The 17,845-nt window shown below is 64.0% G+C and carries 17 protein-coding genes; 6 read left to right on the top strand and 11 right to left on the bottom strand.

The genetic code is table 11. The features are described from left to right. The 7 genes from WA702_RS19230 to WA702_RS19200 form a co-directional block, all read right to left on the bottom strand. A partial coding sequence (locus WA702_RS19230; protein ID WP_425112122.1) for an ABC transporter ATP-binding protein occupies positions 1-790 on the bottom strand: 790 nt, incomplete at its 3' end. Then, the gene (locus tag WA702_RS19225; RefSeq protein WP_425112121.1) at positions 790-1,731 is read right to left on the bottom strand and encodes an ABC transporter permease; all 942 of its coding nucleotides are present in this window, start codon (positions 1,729-1,731) and stop codon (positions 790-792) included. The genes WA702_RS19230 and WA702_RS19225, both read right to left, overlap by 1 nt. Continuing rightward, complete coding sequence (locus WA702_RS19220; RefSeq protein ID WP_425112120.1) at positions 1,697-2,656, bottom strand: ABC transporter permease; 960 nt, start codon at positions 2,654-2,656, stop codon at positions 1,697-1,699. The genes WA702_RS19225 and WA702_RS19220 overlap by 35 nt, the downstream gene beginning before the upstream one ends. 51 nt (positions 2,657-2,707) lie before the next feature. Then, positions 2,708-4,501 carry a peptide ABC transporter substrate-binding protein gene (locus WA702_RS19215; protein ID WP_425112119.1) on the bottom strand — a complete coding sequence of 598 codons (1,794 nt, stop codon included), beginning with the start codon at positions 4,499-4,501 and terminating at the stop codon, positions 2,708-2,710. 228 nt (positions 4,502-4,729) lie between these two features. Then, on the bottom strand, positions 4,730-5,305 hold the full coding sequence (locus tag WA702_RS19210; RefSeq protein ID WP_425112118.1) for a hypothetical protein: 576 nt from the start codon (positions 5,303-5,305) through the stop codon (positions 4,730-4,732). 53 nt (positions 5,306-5,358) lie between these two features. Then, complete coding sequence (locus WA702_RS19205) at positions 5,359-6,267, bottom strand: polysaccharide deacetylase family protein (RefSeq protein ID WP_425112117.1); 909 nt, start codon at positions 6,265-6,267, stop codon at positions 5,359-5,361. A gap of 114 nt (positions 6,268-6,381) precedes the next feature. After that, positions 6,382-6,666: a DUF7662 domain-containing protein gene (locus tag WA702_RS19200; protein WP_425112115.1), complete on the bottom strand. Its 285-nt coding sequence runs from the start codon at positions 6,664-6,666 to the stop codon at positions 6,382-6,384. Positions 6,667-6,826: 160 nt separating this feature from the next. Between WA702_RS19200 and WA702_RS19195 the strand changes: the two genes are divergently transcribed. Continuing rightward, complete coding sequence (locus tag WA702_RS19195) at positions 6,827-8,323, top strand: sensor domain-containing diguanylate cyclase (RefSeq protein WP_425112114.1); 1,497 nt, start codon at positions 6,827-6,829, stop codon at positions 8,321-8,323. 112 nt (positions 8,324-8,435) lie between these two features. Here WA702_RS19195 and galU read toward each other — a convergent pair whose 3' ends face one another. After that, positions 8,436-9,311, bottom strand: coding sequence for a UTP--glucose-1-phosphate uridylyltransferase GalU (galU, locus tag WA702_RS19190; RefSeq protein WP_425112113.1), 876 nt, complete (start codon positions 9,309-9,311; stop codon positions 8,436-8,438). A gap of 242 nt (positions 9,312-9,553) precedes the next feature. Here galU and WA702_RS19185 point away from each other — a divergent pair, with 242 nt between their 5' ends. Continuing rightward, the gene (locus WA702_RS19185) at positions 9,554-10,915 is read left to right on the top strand and encodes a lytic murein transglycosylase (protein ID WP_425112123.1); all 1,362 of its coding nucleotides are present in this window, start codon (positions 9,554-9,556) and stop codon (positions 10,913-10,915) included. 211 nt (positions 10,916-11,126) lie between these two features. After that, on the top strand, positions 11,127-12,851 hold the full coding sequence (locus WA702_RS19180; RefSeq protein WP_425112111.1) for a DUF459 domain-containing protein: 1,725 nt from the start codon (positions 11,127-11,129) through the stop codon (positions 12,849-12,851). A gap of 120 nt (positions 12,852-12,971) precedes the next feature. On the opposite strand, the gene WA702_RS19175 is transcribed toward WA702_RS19180, so the two are convergent. Beyond that, positions 12,972-13,343: a CsbD family protein gene (locus WA702_RS19175; protein WP_425112110.1), complete on the bottom strand. Its 372-nt coding sequence runs from the start codon at positions 13,341-13,343 to the stop codon at positions 12,972-12,974. 67 nt (positions 13,344-13,410) lie between these two features. Next, entirely contained in the window at positions 13,411-14,145 is a 735-nt protein-coding gene (locus WA702_RS19170; RefSeq protein WP_425112109.1) for an SDR family NAD(P)-dependent oxidoreductase, read from the bottom strand. Between the two features lie 110 nt (positions 14,146-14,255). Between WA702_RS19170 and WA702_RS19165 the strand changes: the two genes are divergently transcribed. Beyond that, positions 14,256-15,035, top strand: a complete 780-nt coding sequence (locus WA702_RS19165) for an SDR family NAD(P)-dependent oxidoreductase (protein WP_425112108.1) — start codon at positions 14,256-14,258, stop codon at positions 15,033-15,035. Between the two features lie 94 nt (positions 15,036-15,129). After that, positions 15,130-16,017 (top strand): TauD/TfdA dioxygenase family protein, encoded by an 888-nt coding sequence (locus tag WA702_RS19160; RefSeq protein WP_425112107.1) that lies wholly within the window; start codon positions 15,130-15,132, stop codon positions 16,015-16,017. A 119-nt stretch (positions 16,018-16,136) separates the two neighbouring features. On the opposite strand, the gene WA702_RS19155 is transcribed toward WA702_RS19160, so the two are convergent. Further along, on the bottom strand, positions 16,137-16,802 hold the full coding sequence (locus WA702_RS19155; protein ID WP_425112106.1) for a YqgE/AlgH family protein: 666 nt from the start codon (positions 16,800-16,802) through the stop codon (positions 16,137-16,139). A 130-nt stretch (positions 16,803-16,932) separates the two neighbouring features. Here WA702_RS19155 and WA702_RS19150 point away from each other — a divergent pair, with 130 nt between their 5' ends. Next, positions 16,933-17,772 carry a protein-disulfide reductase DsbD domain-containing protein gene (locus WA702_RS19150; protein ID WP_425112105.1) on the top strand — a complete coding sequence of 280 codons (840 nt, stop codon included), beginning with the start codon at positions 16,933-16,935 and terminating at the stop codon, positions 17,770-17,772. Positions 17,773-17,845 lie beyond the last annotated feature (73 nt).

Here is a 17,845-nt window from a genome sequence, read left to right as displayed (position 1 = left end):
GGATCGAGCGGATCAGGCCCTGCGTATAGGGATGGCGCGGGTTGGCAAACAGACGCTCGACCGGCGCCTCTTCGACTACCCTGCCCGCATACATCACGACCACGCGCTGCGCGACCTCGGCGACCACGCCCATCGCGTGGGTAATCAACATAATGGACATCCCCAGCCGCTCCTTCATGTCGAGCAGGAGGTCGAGGATCTGCGCCTGGATCGTGACGTCGAGCGCGGTGGTCGGCTCGTCCGCGATCAGGAGCTTTGGATTGCACGACAACGCCATCGCGATCATCACGCGCTGGCGCTGGCCACCCGAAAAGTGATGCGGATAATCGTGCACGCGGCGTTGCGGATTGGGGATCTGCACCAGCGCCAGCATCTCGGTGGCGCGTTCCAGTGCGGCGCGCTTACCAAGGCCTTGATGCAGCCGGATCACCTCGGTGATCTGCTCGCCCACTGTATAGACAGGGTTGAGCGAGGTCATCGGCTCCTGAAATACGATGGCGATCTCGCCGGCGCGGATCTGGTTCATCTCGTCCGCCCGGAGCGGCACGAGGTCACGGCCCTGCCACAGGATCTGGCCGCCGACGATACGGCCCGGCGGCATCGCGATCAGCTTCAACACCGACAGCGCGGTGACGGTCTTGCCGGAGCCGGACTCACCGACCACGCACAAGGTCTCGCCGCGGCCGATCGCGATGTCGACGCCGTCGACGGCCTGAACACGACCCTCGTCGGTGTCGAAATAGGTCTTCAGGCCCCTGATATCGAGCAAAGGCGAAACGCGCGTGTCCATCACATCACCTTTCGCGGATCGAGCGCGTCGCGCAGGCCGTCACCGATGAAGTTGATGGTGATGACGGTGAGGAAGATGGCGCCGCCGGCAAACAACGCCCAGTGCGGCGCGATGTCGAGATAGTCCTTGGCGTCATACAAGAGCCGGCCCCAGGTCGGAATGTCAGGCGGAAAGCCGAGACCGAGGAACGACAGCGTCGACTCCGCAATGATCGCGGCCGCGACGTCGATGGTGCCGGCGACGATCACCGGCCCGAGCGCATTGGGCAGGATATGGCGCACCACAAGCCGCAGCTTGGAGGCGCCGAGCGCCCGTGCCGCCTCGACGAATTCCTTCTCGCGCAGCGACAGGAATTGCGCCCGCACCAGACGCGCGACCGGCATCCAGCGGAAACCGCCGATCACCAGCACGATCAGGATGAAGGTGCCGCCTTCGGAACCGACCCAGGCCTTGAGACCGTCGCGGAACAGATAGATCACGAGCAGCAGCAGCGGCAGTTGCGGCAGCGACAGGAACAGATCCGTCACCCACATCAGCGCCGCGTCGACCGGCCCCTTGGAGGCGCCGGCAATGGAGCCGACGACGGTGCCAAAGAACAGACCGACCGCCATCGCCGCGAAGCCGACCGCGAGCGAAATGCGGCCGCCATAGAGCATGCGCGCCAGCAAATCCTGCCCGAGATCGTCGGTGCCGAACGGATGCTCCCACGACGGCGTCGCGAGCCGCGCGGTGAAATCAATATCGTCGATCGCGACGCGCCAGACCCAGGGGCCGACCAGGATGGCGAGCGCGAGCAGTCCCAGCACGACGACGCTGATCGCAGCCATGCGGTGACGGCGAAAGCGCCTGAGCGCGTCGCGGCCCGGCGAGAAGCGCCGTTTCGGGGCCGCTGGGATTACCGCAGCCTCAACGGAAGGAGATACGTGGGTCAAGCCAGCCATACAGGATATCGGCAACCAGGTTGAAGAGGACGACGAGGCAGGCGAACACGAAGGTCACCGCCATGATCACGGGCGTATCGTTGGCAAGAATCGCTGAGATCAGGAGTGAGCCGATGCCGGGAATGCGGAAGATCTGCTCGGTGATGATGGCGCCGCCGAACACGGTCGGCATCTGCAGCGCCACCAGGGTCACCACCGGGATCAGCGCGTTGCGCACCACGTGCCTGGTGATGACCTTCCGCTCGGCGAGGCCCTTGGAGCGCGCGGTGGTGACGTAATCGAGCTTGATGACGTCGAGCACGGCGGAGCGGACGTAGCGGGTGTAGGACGCCGCCTGGAACAGGCCGAGCACGGCGACCGGCATGATCGCCTGCTTGATGTTCTCCCAATACCACAGCCAGCCGGTGGCATGGATGTCGGCGCGATAGACGAACGGCAGCCAGCCAAGATTGACGCTGAAGATCAGGATGAACAGCAGGCCGGTGAAGAAGGTCGGAAGCGAGAAGCCGATGAAGGCGAAGGTGTTGGCGATCTGGTCGAAGATCGAATAGGGCCGCATCGCCGCCAATACGCCAACGGGCAAAGCCACCGCGAGCGCCAGCAGTTGCGAGCTCCCGACCACGTAGAGCGTGGCCGGGATCCGCTGCAGGATCAACGTATCGACATTGACGCGGCTGGCAAAGGAGAAGCCCCAGTCGCCATGCAGCATGGCGACCAGCCAGTGCAGGTAACGCAGCAGGATCGGGTCATCCATCCCGAACTTGATGCGCAGGGCCTCGCGCACTTCGGGCGGAATGTTCGGGTTACTGGCAAGCTCGCCGAACGGATCGCCCGGCGCCAGCGCCAGCAGCACGAACAGGATGAGGCTGATGCCGAGCAGGCTCGGCAGAGCGACGACGAGGCGCCTGAGAAGGTAATTTCCCATCGCTCAGCGCCTTAACGATTGGAGGCTGATCATGCTGCTGGATCGGCGCGATCAGCTCTCGCGATACCAGTTCGCAATCTGCCAGAGATCGTTGTCCCAGCCGCTCTTGTTCACGACCATGCCGTTCTTCAGCCCAATGCAGTTGCGGCGATTGATCTCCGGCTGGACATAGTTGTCGGCGACGACGAGATCGTTGAGCTTGATGAACAGCGCGGCCCGCTTGACGGGATCGAGCTCCTTCTGGGCCTGACGATAAGTCTCGTCATAGTCCTTGTTCTGCCAGCGCGTGATGTTGCGGCCCTGCCACTTGTTCTCCTTGTTCGCGATCTCCCAGGAGACGAACTGATTCATGAAGAACTGCGGGTCGGCCTGCGGCATGGTGGTCTGGTACATCTCCATGTCGCAGTAGAAATGCGTGAACGTATCCGGGTTGGCGGCGTCGGAGGAGAAGAACACCGAGGCGACCACCGACTTCAGCTCGACCTCGATGCCGGCCTTCCCGAATGCCTGCTTGATGATCGCCTGGTTCTTCTGCCGCGGCGCGTTGATCGAGCTCTGGAACACCAGCTTGAGCTGCTTGCCGTCCTTCTCCCGCACGCCGGACGAGCCCTTCTTCCAGCCGGCCGCCTCCAGGATCTGGTTGGCCTTCTCGATCGAGAACTCGAACTTGTTGTTCGGCGAGCGGAAGCGCTCGGGGTTGTTGAGGAAGTTCGCTGTGGCAACACCGGCGCGGCCGTAGATGAACTTCTGTACCGAGGCGCGGTCGATCAGGAGATTGATGGCTTTACGCACCGCCGGATCGGAGAACAACGGATGCTTGGTCTTGACGCTGGCGCGCTCGCCATCGACCTCGGTCCAGGGATCGGCCACGTTGAGGGCGATGTATTCGATATGCCCGGTGACCGTCAGTTGGGCCTTGCCCTGGCCACCGGCCTCGAGCTTCTGCAGGATCTCGTCCTCGACTTGCAGATTATAGGCGTAGTCGTATTCGCCGGTCTGCAGCACCGCGCGTGCCGCCGACACCGCGTCGCCGCCGCCCTTGACCTCGACCGTGTCGAAATAGGGACGGTTCGGCTGATGATAGTTGGGATTGAGCTTGGCCGAGACGGTGTCGCCGGGCTTGAAGTCGACGAACAGATAGGGGCCGGTGCCGACCGGCTTCAGATTGGTCGGCGCATCGCGCGACTTGCTGCCGATATAGTCGGCAAACAGATGCTTCGGAATGATCAGGCCATAAGCGGCGACGAAGGCGTCGGCCCAAAATGGCGTCGGCTGCGTGAAGGTCAGCTTCACCGTGTGATCGTCGACCTTCTCGGCTGACTTGATGCCCTTGTAGCTTCCGATTGAAACCGCAGCGGTGTCCGGGTTGATCGAATATTGCCAGTTGAAGATGACGTCGTCGGCTGTGAACGGCTGGCCGTCGTGCCATTTGACGCCCTGCTTCAGCTTCCAGATCACCGTGAGGCCGTCCTCGGCGAGCCCGTCGTTTTCCTTGCTCGGAATCTCAGCGGCCAGAATCGGCACCAGATTGCCGTCCTTATCCCAGCCGGCGAGCGGCTCATAGAACAGCCGGGAGCACTCCTGATCCTTGGTGCCGATGGCGAAGTGCGGATTGAGCAGGGTCGGCGCCTGCCAGAACAAGAGCTTCAGCGTGCCGCCGCCGCCGGCCTTGGTCGGCTTGTATTCGATCTGCTCTGCGGCGATCGCGACGCCGGAATGTGAGAGCATGGCGCCGGCCATCGGCGCCGTGAGCCCAACGGCGATCATCCTCTGCACAAATGCGCGGCGTGACAGGCGCCCCGCTTTGACGTCCGCGATCTGGTCTCGAAGGTCCCGCTCGTTCATCCCATCGGCTCCAAGGTGGCGCTGAATGCCCATCGCGAACTCCCCGCACCATCCTTGGAGGAGCACGAAATTGGATCAGCCTTCCGAGCCAGTGTCAAAGCAGAATCCGGGCCAACTTTGGACGGAGACGACACATCGAATCGTTCGCGCTTGCGAAGGAACACGTGCACAACTGCGACGCCCGCCGCGACGGATGGCCCGGCGAGGTCGCAATAAAAATAGCCGCAATCAGACCGTGTGATGCAATCGAGCCGGATTGAGCAAGCGGACGATCTCGCAAATCGCGACCAGTCCGATCAGCCAAGCCATGCTGGTGAGGCCGATCTTTGTCATGATCGCGGCGGTGAAGCTCGCGGCGCCACCGAGCACAGGCGTCGCAGCCAGCAGCACCAGCTCATAGCCGCTGTAGGCGCAGAGCAGCGCCAAGGTCAGCGCGAGCGGCGCGGACAAGCGCAACGAGGCGCGTAGTACGCCTGAGGCAAGAAACGTCGCAACGAGGGCTGCAGCACCGATCACCAGACCCCACATCATCGTCGTCACGTCGATCGGATAATGCAGCACGCCAAAACCGATGCCCTGATTGACGAGCCAGCTGCCTAACACCACCAGCAACGCCTGACGTAGCCGCAGCTGTGCAGCGGCGATGACAGCGAAGGCCGCGAACGGCGTAGCGCAGGCCAGCGCCAGGCTCGCCAATGCGCATGCCCCCGTGAGCAGCGCGAAGCAGAACAGCGGTGCATGCCGCGGCGCGACCGATGCCAAGCGCACGCCGTCACGCGGACCGGCAAGAATGTCGAGAGCCATGGATGATCTCCTTTGCCCGACTCTAGATCATTCGGCGCCGGCGGGACAGACCATCATCTGCCGGACGGTCCGCCGCCGAGTTCCGGCGTGACGCTGCGATACCAATCGTAGATCTGCTCGCCGTTCCAATGCAGCACGCCGTCGAAGCGGTTGACATAGTCGTAGATCGCCGTGAGCGGCTTGATGCGGAACGGCTGGCCGCTGATATAGGCGTGAACAGCGATCGCCATGAATTTCGGCCGCTGTGCGCTTTCCTCATAGAGCTGGTCGAAGGTCTCGACCGCGCGCTTGTACAGATGATCGCTGTCATGATGCTGCACGATCATCATCGGAATGTCGTTGAGCTCGACCGTATAAGGCAGCGTGACGAGCGGCCCTTCCGCGGTCTTGATCACCGTCGGCTCGTCGTCATAGACCCAGTCGCCGATATACTTGACGCCGGCCTCGACCAGCAGCTCCGGCGTCTCCAGGGTCTGCGTCAGGCCGGGACCGAGCCAGCCGACCGGCCGCTTGCCGGTGAACTGTTCCAGCCGGTCCATGCTGCGATGGATCATCGCTTTCTGGTCGGTCTCCTTGTGGATCGGCCCCTGCTCGAAGGCATGCCCCATGAATTCCCAGCCAAGGTCGCGCGCCTCCGCGGCAACGCGCGGATAATCGTCGCAGACGCGTGCGTTGACCGAGAGCGTCGGCCGGATCCCGAGCTTCCTGTACAGATCGAAGAAGCGCCAGCAGCCGACGCGCATGCCGTATTCGTGCCAGCTCCAGTTCGGCACGTCGGGCAGTTGCGGCACGCCGGTCGGAGCCGGGAGGATCTGCCGCGCCATCGGCTTGCCGATGTCCCAGACCTCGTAGTTGACGATAGTCCAGACCACGACGCGGTTGTTGCCCGGCAACTTCAACGGCGGACGATCGACGATGGCGGAAAATTCGCAGCGTTCGCGGGGAAGCATCGGCTGGTTCATCTGCGCGTCCTTCGATTGAAGCGAATAATCTCTTTGCAGCCTTGCATCGCCTCGACGAATACGATGCCTGGCAAGGAAGTTATAACGATCTGCGCTAAAGTTCTGCGGCCGTCCTTAGGTCCCGGGGATGCTGCTCCGCCGCGCGGTCTCCTTCTTCATCCGCTTGAACTTGACGCGGCCGACATCCGGCATTCGAGTCGCGACATAGCCCGCCGCGAGGCAGGCCTCACGCTGCGGCATCTTCTCCTGCGGGCTGCGCAGGCTGTCCCACCAGGAGGCGCGGTGCGCGGCGCGCGGCAAGCTGGCGCCGATGATCTCCTCGATCGCCTCGAAAGAGAGCACGAGCTCGATCGCGGTTTGCTGCTTGAGGTAGTCCCGCAGGGCATCATAGTCGTTCAAATTGCCGCTCCATCATATCCCATCATACCACCAGCGTCCGCTTTGTGCAGCTTACGCGACCAATACACCGCCATCGCAACCGCGCATTAACTCAGCCATGCTTGGTACTCCGCGGCCCGAATTTATACAGGTGCAGATCAACGGAGAAACGGACGCGCCGATGCGAGTGGCAGGTCGACCAGTTCCGGCCAAGCGTCCATCGCGGCTCTCCGCGAAAACACTCATCATCTCCGCGATCTCCACCGTCATCGGCTTCTCCGCAATTTGCGCCAGCGTCATGCTCGACCTGCGTCGCGGCGAGGAAGTGGTGGCGCATCAGTCGCTCGAGAACCTCGCCACCAGCATCGACGCCGACATCAGCCGAAACATCGAGCTTTATGACCTGTCGCTGCGCAACGTTGCCAGCAACATGTTGCTGCCCGAAATCGACGAGGTCAGCAAGCCGATCCGGCAGTTGATCCTGTTCGACCACGCCGCCACCGCCAAGCATTTCGGCGCGATCCAGGTCTATGACGCGACCGGCCATCTCAAGGTCGATTCCGCCTCGCTCGATCCGCAGCCCGAGGATCGCAGCGGCGAGGGATATTTCCAGGTCCATCGCGACAACCCTGATGTCGGCCTCTATATCAGCCGCCCGACCCTGTATCGCAGCACCTATGCGATCGTGCTGAGCCGCCGCATCCAGGCCGCTGACGGACGGTTTCTCGGCGTCGTGGTCGGCTCGATCCGCTTCAGCTATTTCCACGAGCTGTTCGGCCGCCTCACGCTTGGACCGGGCGACAGCATCACCGTGTTGCGTCATGACGGCACGGTGATCATGCGCACCCCGTTCGATCTCGATGACATCGGAAAGAATCTCGCCCGGGTGCCGGGCGTGGCGCGGGCACTGACCGAACCCAGCGGATGGTATGCGAGCGCCGGAACCCTCGACAATGTCCCGCGGCTGATGGTCTGGCGCGACGGCACCAAACCGCTGGTGGTGCTGGCCGGCAAGCCGTGGCGCGAGATCTACCGTCTCTGGCGGACAGAAGCGATCCGGATCGGCGCGACGATGCTGGCGCTGATCGTCTTCGTGGTCGCAGCCACCATGATCGCCGCGCGCGAGATGATGCGCCGCACCGAGGCCGAGGCGCGGCTGGAGGAACTTGCGGCCACCGATGCGCTGACCGGCCTGAAGAACCGGCGCAAATTCGACACCACCATCGAGAGCGAATGGAGTCGCGCCATGCGTCATCATACGCCGCTCGCGCTGCTGATGATCGATGCCGACCACTTCAAGAGCTACAACGACAACCACGGCCATCAGGCCGGTGACCAGATGCTGGTCGGGATCGCGATCTGCATCACGGATTCGGTACGCCGGGCCGGCGATTGCGCGGTCCGCTATGGCGGCGAGGAATTCGCGGTGCTGTTGCCCGGACTGTCGGAGACCTATGCGCTCCGCGTGGCCGAGACCATCCGCCTCAAGGTGCAGAGCTGGTCCGACGAGGCCGCACCGGCGACCGTCAGCGTCGGCGTCGCCGGCGTGACGCCCGCACGCGACAGCGACTGGGCCGATCTATTGCAGGCCGCCGACAAAGCGCTCTACGCCGCCAAGGCCGCCGGCCGCAACCGCTGCATCGTCACCGCGGTGCCGGCGCAGCCGGTGGCGGCTTAGGCTCACACGCCAAATTCGTCATTGCGAGGAGCAAAGCGACCGAAACAATCCAGACTTCCTTCCTGGCTCTGGATTGCTTCGCTTCGCTCGCAATGACGTCGAGAGCTCAGCCCTACCCCGCCAGATACTTCTTCATGTCCTCGCGCAGGCCGTCACGGAGATCGGAGCGGGCCATGCCGAAGGCGATGTTGGCGCGCAGGAAGCCCGACTTCGAACCGCAATCATGCCGCTCGCCCTCGAACTCGACGCCGTAGAATTTCTGCGTCTTCGAGAGGCCGATCATCGCATCGGTGAGCTGGATCTCGCCGCCGGCGCCGCGCTGCTGCGTCGCCAGGATCTTGAAGATCTCCGGCTGCAGGATGTAGCGGCCGGTGATCGAGAAGTTCGAAGGCGCGGTGCCCTTGGCCGGCTTCTCGACCATGCCGTCGACCTCGAACATGCTGCCGTCGCGCTTGCCGACGCCGCAGATGCCGTATTGATGGGTCTGGTCCGCGGGCACTTCCTGCACCGCCAGCACGTTCGACTTCTCCGGCAGCCTGTTGGCGGCCGCGATCATCTGCGCCAGGCAGCCCGGCGCGTTCAGCACCAGCTCGTCCGGCAGCACCACCGCGAATGGTTCGTCACCGACGATGTCACGCGCGCACCACACCGCGTGGCCAAGCCCGAGCGGCGACTGCTGGCGGGTGAAGCTGACCGCGCCGGCCGCAGGCTGGTCGCGCGCCAGAATTTCCTGCTCGGCCTTCTTACCCCGCGCCGCCAAGGTCGCATCGAGTTCGTACATGAGGTCGAAGTGGTCCTCGATCGCGTCTTTGTTCCGCCCGGTGACGAACACGAAATGCTCGATGCCGGCCTCCCTGGCCTCGTCGAACACATATTGGATCAGCGGCTTGTCGACGATGGTCAGCATCTCCTTCGGCATCGCCTTGGTGGCGGGAAGGACGCGGGTGCCGAGGCCGGCAACCGGAAAAACGGCTTTGCGGATCTTCATGGGATGGCACTAAACCTTATAGCGATAATGAATGCGAAAAGGATCGCATCTTGGTAGCGGGTTTGCAGCCGAGAACAAAGGCGGATGTTGGTCGGCAGTTCCAGTCTCATTCATAAGGGACGTCAAATGTCCCTATTGTGAAATTAGATGTCTGGTAAGGCTTTGGTAACCAGGAACGGGCCTCCTGAAAGCCTGATTTGCGGGCAAAGGGGTAAGCCATGGCAAGACGGGAACCCTTGAAGATGTGGCAGGTAGCGGCCATCGCCGCCGCCGCTGCGATCGCCTGCGCCGCGCCCGCCCGGGCCCAGGGGGGCAGCGGCCCGCTGAGCTTCCTCGACAATCTTTTCACCGGCAGCTTCGGCAATGGCACCGGCAATACGCCGTCGCCGCAATCCGCTCCCGGCCTGCCGGGGCAATGGAGCGGTGAGGACGGCGCCTCGGGCCATCCGCTGATGACCGCATCCGCGATCCGCGAGGCAGCCGCAAATTTCGACAATTGCGTCGCCGGCATGTGGCCTGATGCCGCACGCCGCAACATCTCCCAGGAGAATTACCAGCGCTTCACGGCCGGCCTCACGCCCGACCTTCACATCATGGATCTGATGGATGCGCAGCCCGAGTTCACCAAGTCGATATGGGATTATCTCGACATCCTGGTGAACGACAATCGCCTCGCCAAGGGCCGTGAGGTGTTGGCCAAATACAAGGCGCAGTTCGATGCCGCCGAGCGCGCCTATGGCGTCGACCGCACCATCATCGCGGCGATCTGGGGCATCGAGTCGAATTACTCCACCCAGGTCGGTGACCGCAGCGTGCTGCAATCGACCGCGACCTTGGCCTGTATCGGCCGCCGCCAGGATTATTTTAAGGAGGAGTTCCTCTCGGCGCTGGAGATCCTCAACCGCGGTGACTTGCGCCCTGAACAGTTGCACGGCTCCTGGGCCGGAGCCTTTGGTCCGACCCAGTTCATGCCGACCGCCTTCAAGCGCTTCGCGGTCGACGCCGATGGTGATGGCCGTCGCGATGTCGTCGACGATCCGGCCGACCTGATCGCCTCGACGGCCAACAATCTGAAGAAGGACGGCTGGCAGCAGGGCCAGCGCTGGGGCTATGAGGTCGTGGTCCCGCAAGGCTTCAACTACATGCTGGCCGACCGCGCCAAGGCCATGACCTTCGCGCAATGGCAGCAGATGGGCCTGAAGCGCGCCAACGGCCAGCCGTTCCCCGCCACGAACGAAAAGGTCTATCTGCTGGCGCCGGCCGGCGCCCAGGGGCCCGGCTTCCTGATGGCGCAGAACTTCCGCGTCATCATGAAATACAACCCGGCCGAGGCCTATGCGATGGCGATCGGCCATTTCGCCGACCGGCTGCGCGGCGAGCCGCCGTTCGTGCAACCCTGGCCGCGCGATGAGCGCACGCTGGCGCGCGCAGAGCGGCTGGAGATGCAGCAGCTTCTCGCCCAGCGCGGCTTCTACCGCGGCACCCCGGACGGACAGTTCGGCGGCCAGACCCGGGAGGCCCTGCGGAACTTCCAAGCCTCGATCGGCACGCCGGCCGATGGCTTCGCCTCTGCGGACGTGCTGGAGCGGCTGAGGGGACGGTAACAGCCGATTTTACCTCTCCTCATAAAGACACGGGAAGAGGGAGCACACCGCCGATACCGCCCGCACAATCTCAATGCCCGATTCCGCCCAAAAGCAACCCTGCCTGCAATGAGTGGATGCCTGCCCAGACGGGAACCGCGAATGCCTGTTTGCGGCCCTTTTCCGCACTTACTATAAGGTGACTGACGAATTTGCCGCGCGACAGGTGCGCATGACCAAGCTGAAGTCCTTTTTCAAGCTCATCACCGAGCCCGGCCTGCTGGTCGCGCTGACGGTTGCGATCGCGATGCTGGTCGGCATCGTCAGCCCGGCATCGGCGCAGTTCTTCTTCAATCCGTTCGCCTCGCGGCCGTCCCCCCCGCCGCGCCAGGGCGGCGGCGGCCATGGCTGGTTCGGCAGCGATTTCTTCCAACCGTTCCAGCCGCAGCAGCCCAAGCGGGTCTACCAGGATTATTCGAAGGCTCCGCCGCCTGAGCACCACGACAATGCCAACGCGCCCGAGCGCTATGTGCTGGTGCTCGGCGACGCCATGGCCGACTGGCTCGCTTACGGCCTGGAAGACGCCTATGCCGAGCAGCCCGACATGGGCGTGGTCCGGAAGGGCAAGAACGGCTCCGGCTTGATCAAGTACCAGTCGAAGGGCGAGCCGGCCGATTGGGCGGCCGCGGCCAAGGGCATCCTCGCCGCCGATCGCGCCGACGCCATCGTGGTCATGCTCGGTCTCAACGACCGCGTCTCCTTGCACGAGCCTGCCGTCGAGAAGACCGACGACAAGAAGGCGGACAAGGCCAAGAAGGACGCCAAAGGAAAAGATCAGGGAAAAGATAAGGCCAAAGAACAATCCAAGGACCAGAAGCCGGGTGACACCGCCGCCAAACCCGATGACAAGCCGGCCGACACCGATCTGCCGCAGGATGATGCCGACAATGACGACGGGGTGGCGGCGCCTGAAAAGACGGTGCGTTCGCCGAACGGCATCGCTGAATTCCATGACGATCGCTGGGTCGAGCTCTACACCAAGAAGATCGAGGAGATGATCGGCGTCCTCAAGAGCAAGGGCGTGCCGGTGATCTGGGTCGGCCTGCCGGCGGTGCGCGGCCCCAAGGGCACGGCGGATGCGCTGTTCCTGGACTCGCTCTATCGTGACGCCGCCGGCAAGGCCGGCATCACCTATGTCGACGTCTGGGACGGCTTCGTCGACGAAGGCGGCCGCTTCATGCAGAAGGGACCCGACTTCGAAGGCCAGCCGCGCTCGCTGCGCTCGCCCGACGGCGTCTATTTCACCCGCGCCGGTGCCCGCAAGCTCGCCCATTATGTCGAGCGCGAGATCACCCGCGCGCTAGCGGGACGGTCGGCTCCGATCGAGCTGCCGAGCGAGCCGGCGACGCCGGATGCCAATGCGCCGCCCGGCCAGCCGGCGCCGCGCCCGATCGCCGGTCCGATCCTGCCATTGGTCGCCTCCTCGGTCGGCACCGATCAACTGCTCGGCGGCCCTGGAGGTAGGCCGGCTGCAGTCGATGCACTGGCCGCACGAACCCTCGTCAAGGGTGAGGCGTTGAGCCCGCCCGCCGGCCGTGCCGATGATTACGTCTGGCCACGCCGCGAAGTCGGCCGCGAGCAGGCCAAGGAGCCGCCGAAAGAACCAAGCAAGGAACAGGGCAAGCCCGACACGCCTGTCGCCGCGACCACGCCGGGCGAGACAAACCCGGCTACGCCCGCCGCCGCGCCGACACAGCAGAAGCAAAAGCGGATGACCGCGCCGACCGCGCCAAGCCAATCGCAGCCGTCCGGAGCCGGGCAGAGCATTCGTGAATTCTTTGGCTTCGGTGGGCCTCAGCAGCAGCCGCAGAAGCCGCCGGCCGCGCATAACCCTTCGCCGACCGGACCTCGGCCGGTCGGCCGCGCAGCCGCGGCGCAGGATCAGCCGACGCGTTGAGCGGCTTCGGGCTTTAAGTTGAGTCCCAAGCAAAGCGGCCCGCCTTCGTCTCTCCTTACAGAGAGCCGAAAGCAGGCCGTGCCTCACCACCTTTGGGTCGCGTCGATGACGCGCTCAGCTTTAATAGCGCCAACGCGACGGCGGCGGACGCCGCGCCGGGCGCGACATCAGCAGCGCCAGCGCGAAGCCGATGCCTCCGGCGACCAGCAGCGCGCCGAGCGGATTGTCCTGCACCTTCTGCGTCAAGGCCTGGGTGCCGTCGCGCACGGTGTCGGTGCTGTTGCCCAGCTTGTCCTTGGCGAAATCCATCGCGGCATCGCTGGCGTCGCGCGCCGCATCCTTGGCTTGGCCATAGAGATTCTGCACCACGCCCGAGGCTTCGCGCACGCGGCCAGAGGCCTGCGTTTCCTTGTCGCCGGTCAAGTCGCCAAGGCCGCCTTCCACTTTGCCCGCGACATCCTTGGCCGTCCCTGCAATCCGATCGGTGTCCATCGCCGCACTCCCTTTGCTGCCCGGAATTTGATGCTCAGCTAACCGGCGAGGACGGCGCGGGTTCCGTTCAAAGAATAAGTCCGCCGTCGACCACGATGGTCTGTCCGATGACGTAGGACGACAGCGGCGATGCCAGGAACACGGCCGCGCCCGCCATGTCCTGCGGCGTGCCGAGCCGCTTCAGCGGAATCCGCGCCAGCGCCCCTTCGAGCCGCTTGGGATTCGCGGTCGTGACCTTTGTCATCTTGGTGTCGACCAGACCGGGCGCGATGCCGTTGACGCGGATGCCGTCCTCGGCCCACGCCTCCGCCAATGTGCGCGTCAAGCCGACCGCCCCCGTCTTCGAGGCGTTGTAGGCCGGATTGCCCATAGTGGAATGATACGCCGCGGTCGAGGAGACGATGATGAGCGCGCCTTTCGCTGCGCTGAGCATCGGATGGAATCGGGTCGCGCAAGCCATCAGGCTGATCAGGTTGACCTCGAGCACCTTCCGGAACCCATCCATCTCGAATTCACCGCGGCGATACAGCACCGCGCCCTGCGCCAGCACCAGGATGTCGAGCCGGTCGAATGATGGCGCGAAAGCCTCGATCGCGCTCGCCCTGCTGACGTCGAGCCGCGCGTAATCGAGCCCCTCCAGATCCGAGCCCTCCTCCGCCGCATAATCCCGCGCGCTGTCCCGCGTGCCGCAGACCGTGACGCGCGCGCCACGTTTGCGAAACGATTGTGCAATGCCGTTGCCGATACCGCTGGAGCCGCCGACCACCAGCACCTGCTTGTCCGTGAAGTCGAGCTCGTTCATGTCCCGCCTCCTCTCGCTTGTTTTCTCGTTCGTTGTTTGACCTGTGTGCGGATCGGTGCGAGCGTTGTCAACGTAAGCCCTCGTGTCTCAAATTTTCCGAGAGTCGCACAATGCAGAACTACAAGCGGCTCAGCCGCTCGGTGCAAGGTCTGACCGTGCTGATAACGGGCGCAGGTTCGGGCATGGGCCGCGCCACCGCACGCGTGTTCGCCGACGAAGGCGCGCACGTCTCAGTCACCGACGTCAACAGTGAGGCGGCGCAAGCTGTCGCCGGTGAGATCGAGGCCAACGGTGGAACAGCGCGAGCCTGGCAGCTCGATATCGGCGATCGCGATGCGATCCCGCGCGTTGTCGATGCGGTCGCCGCACATTTCGGCGGCCTCGACATCGTGGTCAATAATGCCGGCATCTCGGTCCGCGCGGCGATCGATAATCCCGCTTATGATGATGCCTGGACGCGCGGGCTCAGCGTGATGCTGACGGCCCAGCAGCGCATCATCCGCGCGGCATTGCCCTATCTGCGCAAGTCGGGCAGCCCGCGCATCGTCAACATCGCATCCACCGAGGCGCTCGGCGCGACCGCGCTGCACAGCGCCTATTCCGCCGCGAAGGCCGGCGTCACCGGTCTGACGCGCTCGCTTGCGGTCGAGCTCGGCCGCGATGGCATCACCGTCAACTGCATCTGCCCCGGACCGATCACCACCGCGATGACGGCACGCATTCCCGACGAGCAGAAGGCCGTTTATGCCAGGCGCCGCACCGCGCTCAACCGCTACGGCGATCCGGAAGAGGTCGCGCATATGACGCTCAGCCTGTGCCTGCCGGCGGCCTCGTTTCTCACCGGCGCGGTGATCCCGGTCGATGGCGGGTTGATGGCGCGCAACGCATGACAGGGCATGTTTGCGCGCGTTGACATCGCGCTATTCAGTAGTAGCGTTGCTGGCAACAGAGCGGGATCAATCCCGCCGTCAGGAGAAACGTGCCATGGCCATTGCAATCCGGCAGCTGCATCCCTGCTTCGTCGGCGAAGTGTCCGGCGTCGATCTCGGCAAGCCGCTTGCGAGCGATGAGGTCGCGCAGCTGCAGGCTGGGATTGACCATTATGGGGTGCTGGTGTTTCACGGCCAGGACATCACCGACGAGCAGCAGCTCGCATTTGCACTGAATTTCGGCGAGCGGGAGAAGGCCCGCGGCGGTACCGTCACCAAGCGCGAAGATTATCGGCTGAGCACCGGGCTGAACGACGTCTCCAATCTCGGCAAGGATGGCAAGCCGCTGCCTGCAGACCACCGCAGCCATCTATTCAATCTCGGCAACTGCCTGTGGCACTCGGACAGCTCGTTCCGCCCGATTCCGGCGAAGTACTCGATCCTGTCGGCGCGCGTGGTCAATCCGAAGGGCGGCAACACCGAGTTCGCGGACATGCGCGCGGCCTATGATGCGCTCGACGACGAGATCAGGGGCGAGATCGAGGATCTCGTCTGCGAACATTCGCTGATGTATTCGCGCGGCGCGCTCGGCTTCCTCGATTACAGCGAGGAGGAGAAGCGGATGTTCAAGCCGGTCCGTCAGCGCCTGGTGCGCACGCATCCGGCACATGGCCGCAAGTCGCTGTATCTGTCATCGCATGCCGGCGCCGTCAGCGGCATGAGCGTGCCGGAAGGACGGCTGCTGCTGCGCGACCTCACCGAGCACGCGACGCAGCCGCGATTCGTCTATGTCCATCGCTGGACACTGCATGATCTCGTGATGTGGGACAATCGCCAGACCATGCACCGCGTCCGCCGCTACGACCAATCGCAGCCACGCGACATGCGCCGCGCCACGGTCGCGGGCACCGAGCCGACGGTGGCGCAGCAAGCGGCGGAGTAGGCACGCACTGAGCCGTCATCGCCCGCGAGGCGGGCGATCCAGTCTTCACAGGCATCGTAATAAGTCGAGAAGCTGTGGCATACTGAATGCCCCGCCTGCGCAGGGCATTACCGAGCGAGCTACGCATGCCCCGCTTCGTTCGACAGCATGCCGGGATCGATGCCGATCTTGCGCAGCGCGCGATCATATTTATCGTCGATATCGTCGCCGAAAATCAGCTCGGCATCGGCATCGCAGTGCAGCCAGCCATTGTCCTGGATCTCGGACTCCAGCTGCCCCGGCCGCCAGCCGGCATAGCCGAGTGCCAGGATCGCATGCTGCGGCCCGTTGCCGTTGGCGATCGCCTTGAGGATATCGACGGTCGTGGTCAGGCAGACGCCGTCATTGATCTTGAGCGTCGCATTGGCGATGAAATAGTCGCTGGAATGCAGCACGAAGCCGCGCCCGGTGTCGACCGGGCCGCCCGACAGCACCTTCATGATCTCGGCACTGCCCGCCAGCTTGATCTCTTCGCTTTCCTTGATGATGTTGAGCTGCATCAACAGCTGCGGAAAATCGATGCTGCCGGCCGGTCGGTTCACCATGATACCCATGGCGCCTTCGGCCGAATGGGCGCAGAGATAGATCACCGATCTCTCGAAACGCGGGTCACCCATCACCGGCATGGCGACCAGCAAGCGTCCGTCAAGGTAGCCTTGGCCCGAGACATCGTCGCTGGATGCATCGCTGCCGATGCCGATTATCCTGCGACCGACGTCGCCGTGCCTTTTTCCCTCAGGATTCATCCGCGAGGACTCTCATGCGTCATGGCATCCTGATATCGGGATGCGCATCTGTCAATCAAGGTTCGCGCCGCCGATATCGCTCACAAGCAATTCAATGGTTTACGCGTCTATCCCGGATTAAAGACGTCTCATGAAGACCTTGGTTCCTCCCCATCTCGCTTTCGCACTCCTTGCCGCTCTGTGCGCATCGTCGTGGTTTGCGACGCCCGCTTGCGCGCAGGACGCGTCATCGTGGCAACAGGACAGCCATTCGCAGTTGCGCCTGTTGGCGGGATCGCGCAGCGGAACGGTGCTGCTCGGCGGCATCGTGCTGCAGCTGCAGCCGGGATGGCATACCTATTGGCGCAACCCGGGCGATTCCGGCGTGCCGCCGCGATTCGATTTCTCGAAGTCGGACAATATCGAGGCGGTGACGGTGTTGTGGCCGGCGCCGACCAAGTTCGACGACGGCGCCGGCGGCCATTCGCTCGGCTATCATGACCAGATCGTGCTGCCGCTACGCATCGTGACCAAGAACGCCGACAAGCCGGTGATCCTCCGCGCCGATATCAGCTACGCGGTGTGCGAGAAGATCTGTATTCCCGTCGATGCCAAGGCCGAGCTGCCCTTCACCAGCGTCGCCTCGACCGAAGACCAGACGCTGTTCGCGGCACTCGACACGGTGCCGAAGCCGGCCAATATCGGCGACCCCAATCCGCTGACGATCCGCGACGTCAAGCGCGACGGCCAGTCCGTGGTGGTCGACGTGGCGACGCCGGATGCGCGCGACGTCAATTTGTTCGTCGAAGGCCCGACGCCGGACTGGGCGCTGCCGATCCCGATGCCGGATGCGCACAGCCCGCCCGGCGTCAAGCGCTTCAGCTTCGCGCTCGACGGCCTGCCGCCCGGCGCCAAGCCCGACGGCGCAGCGTTGAAATTCACCCTGGTGGGCACTGACAAGGCCTACGAGTTCAACGTCAACTTGCAGTGAGGCGTGGCTCCCGCCGTAAACTCCGCTGCACCCTCTCCCCTTGTGGGAGAGGGTGGCTCAAGATCGCGAAGCG

Source organism: Bradyrhizobium sp., from assembly GCF_049798375.1.
In the GTDB taxonomy this organism is placed as follows: domain Bacteria; phylum Pseudomonadota; class Alphaproteobacteria; order Rhizobiales; family Xanthobacteraceae; genus Bradyrhizobium.
This window is presented reverse-complemented; position numbering and strand designations above follow the sequence as displayed.

Bases quoted from the DNA above. Each gene is read 5' to 3' on its own strand.
- WA702_RS19165 (WP_425112108.1), top strand. From the start codon at position 14,256: ATGCAGAACTACAAGCGGCTCAGCCGCTCGGTGCAAGGTCTGACCGTG.
- WA702_RS19170 (WP_425112109.1), bottom strand. From the start codon at position 14,145: ATGAACGAGCTCGACTTCACGGACAAGCAGGTGCTGGTGGTCGGCGGC.
- WA702_RS19210 (WP_425112118.1), bottom strand. From the start codon at position 5,305: ATGGCTCTCGACATTCTTGCCGGTCCGCGTGACGGCGTGCGCTTGGCA.
- WA702_RS19150 (WP_425112105.1), top strand. From the start codon at position 16,933: ATGAAGACCTTGGTTCCTCCCCATCTCGCTTTCGCACTCCTTGCCGCT.
- galU (WP_425112113.1), bottom strand. From the start codon at position 9,311: ATGAAGATCCGCAAAGCCGTTTTTCCGGTTGCCGGCCTCGGCACCCGC.
- WA702_RS19185 (WP_425112123.1), top strand. From the start codon at position 9,554: ATGTGGCAGGTAGCGGCCATCGCCGCCGCCGCTGCGATCGCCTGCGCC.
- WA702_RS19180 (WP_425112111.1), top strand. From the start codon at position 11,127: ATGACCAAGCTGAAGTCCTTTTTCAAGCTCATCACCGAGCCCGGCCTG.
- WA702_RS19155 (WP_425112106.1), bottom strand. From the start codon at position 16,802: ATGAATCCTGAGGGAAAAAGGCACGGCGACGTCGGTCGCAGGATAATC.
- WA702_RS19160 (WP_425112107.1), top strand. From the start codon at position 15,130: ATGGCCATTGCAATCCGGCAGCTGCATCCCTGCTTCGTCGGCGAAGTG.
- WA702_RS19195 (WP_425112114.1), top strand. From the start codon at position 6,827: ATGCGAGTGGCAGGTCGACCAGTTCCGGCCAAGCGTCCATCGCGGCTC.
- WA702_RS19205 (WP_425112117.1), bottom strand. From the start codon at position 6,267: ATGAACCAGCCGATGCTTCCCCGCGAACGCTGCGAATTTTCCGCCATC.
- WA702_RS19215 (WP_425112119.1), bottom strand. From the start codon at position 4,501: ATGAACGAGCGGGACCTTCGAGACCAGATCGCGGACGTCAAAGCGGGG.
- WA702_RS19225 (WP_425112121.1), bottom strand. From the start codon at position 1,731: ATGGCTGGCTTGACCCACGTATCTCCTTCCGTTGAGGCTGCGGTAATC.
- WA702_RS19175 (WP_425112110.1), bottom strand. From the start codon at position 13,343: ATGGACACCGATCGGATTGCAGGGACGGCCAAGGATGTCGCGGGCAAA.
- WA702_RS19220 (WP_425112120.1), bottom strand. From the start codon at position 2,656: ATGGGAAATTACCTTCTCAGGCGCCTCGTCGTCGCTCTGCCGAGCCTG.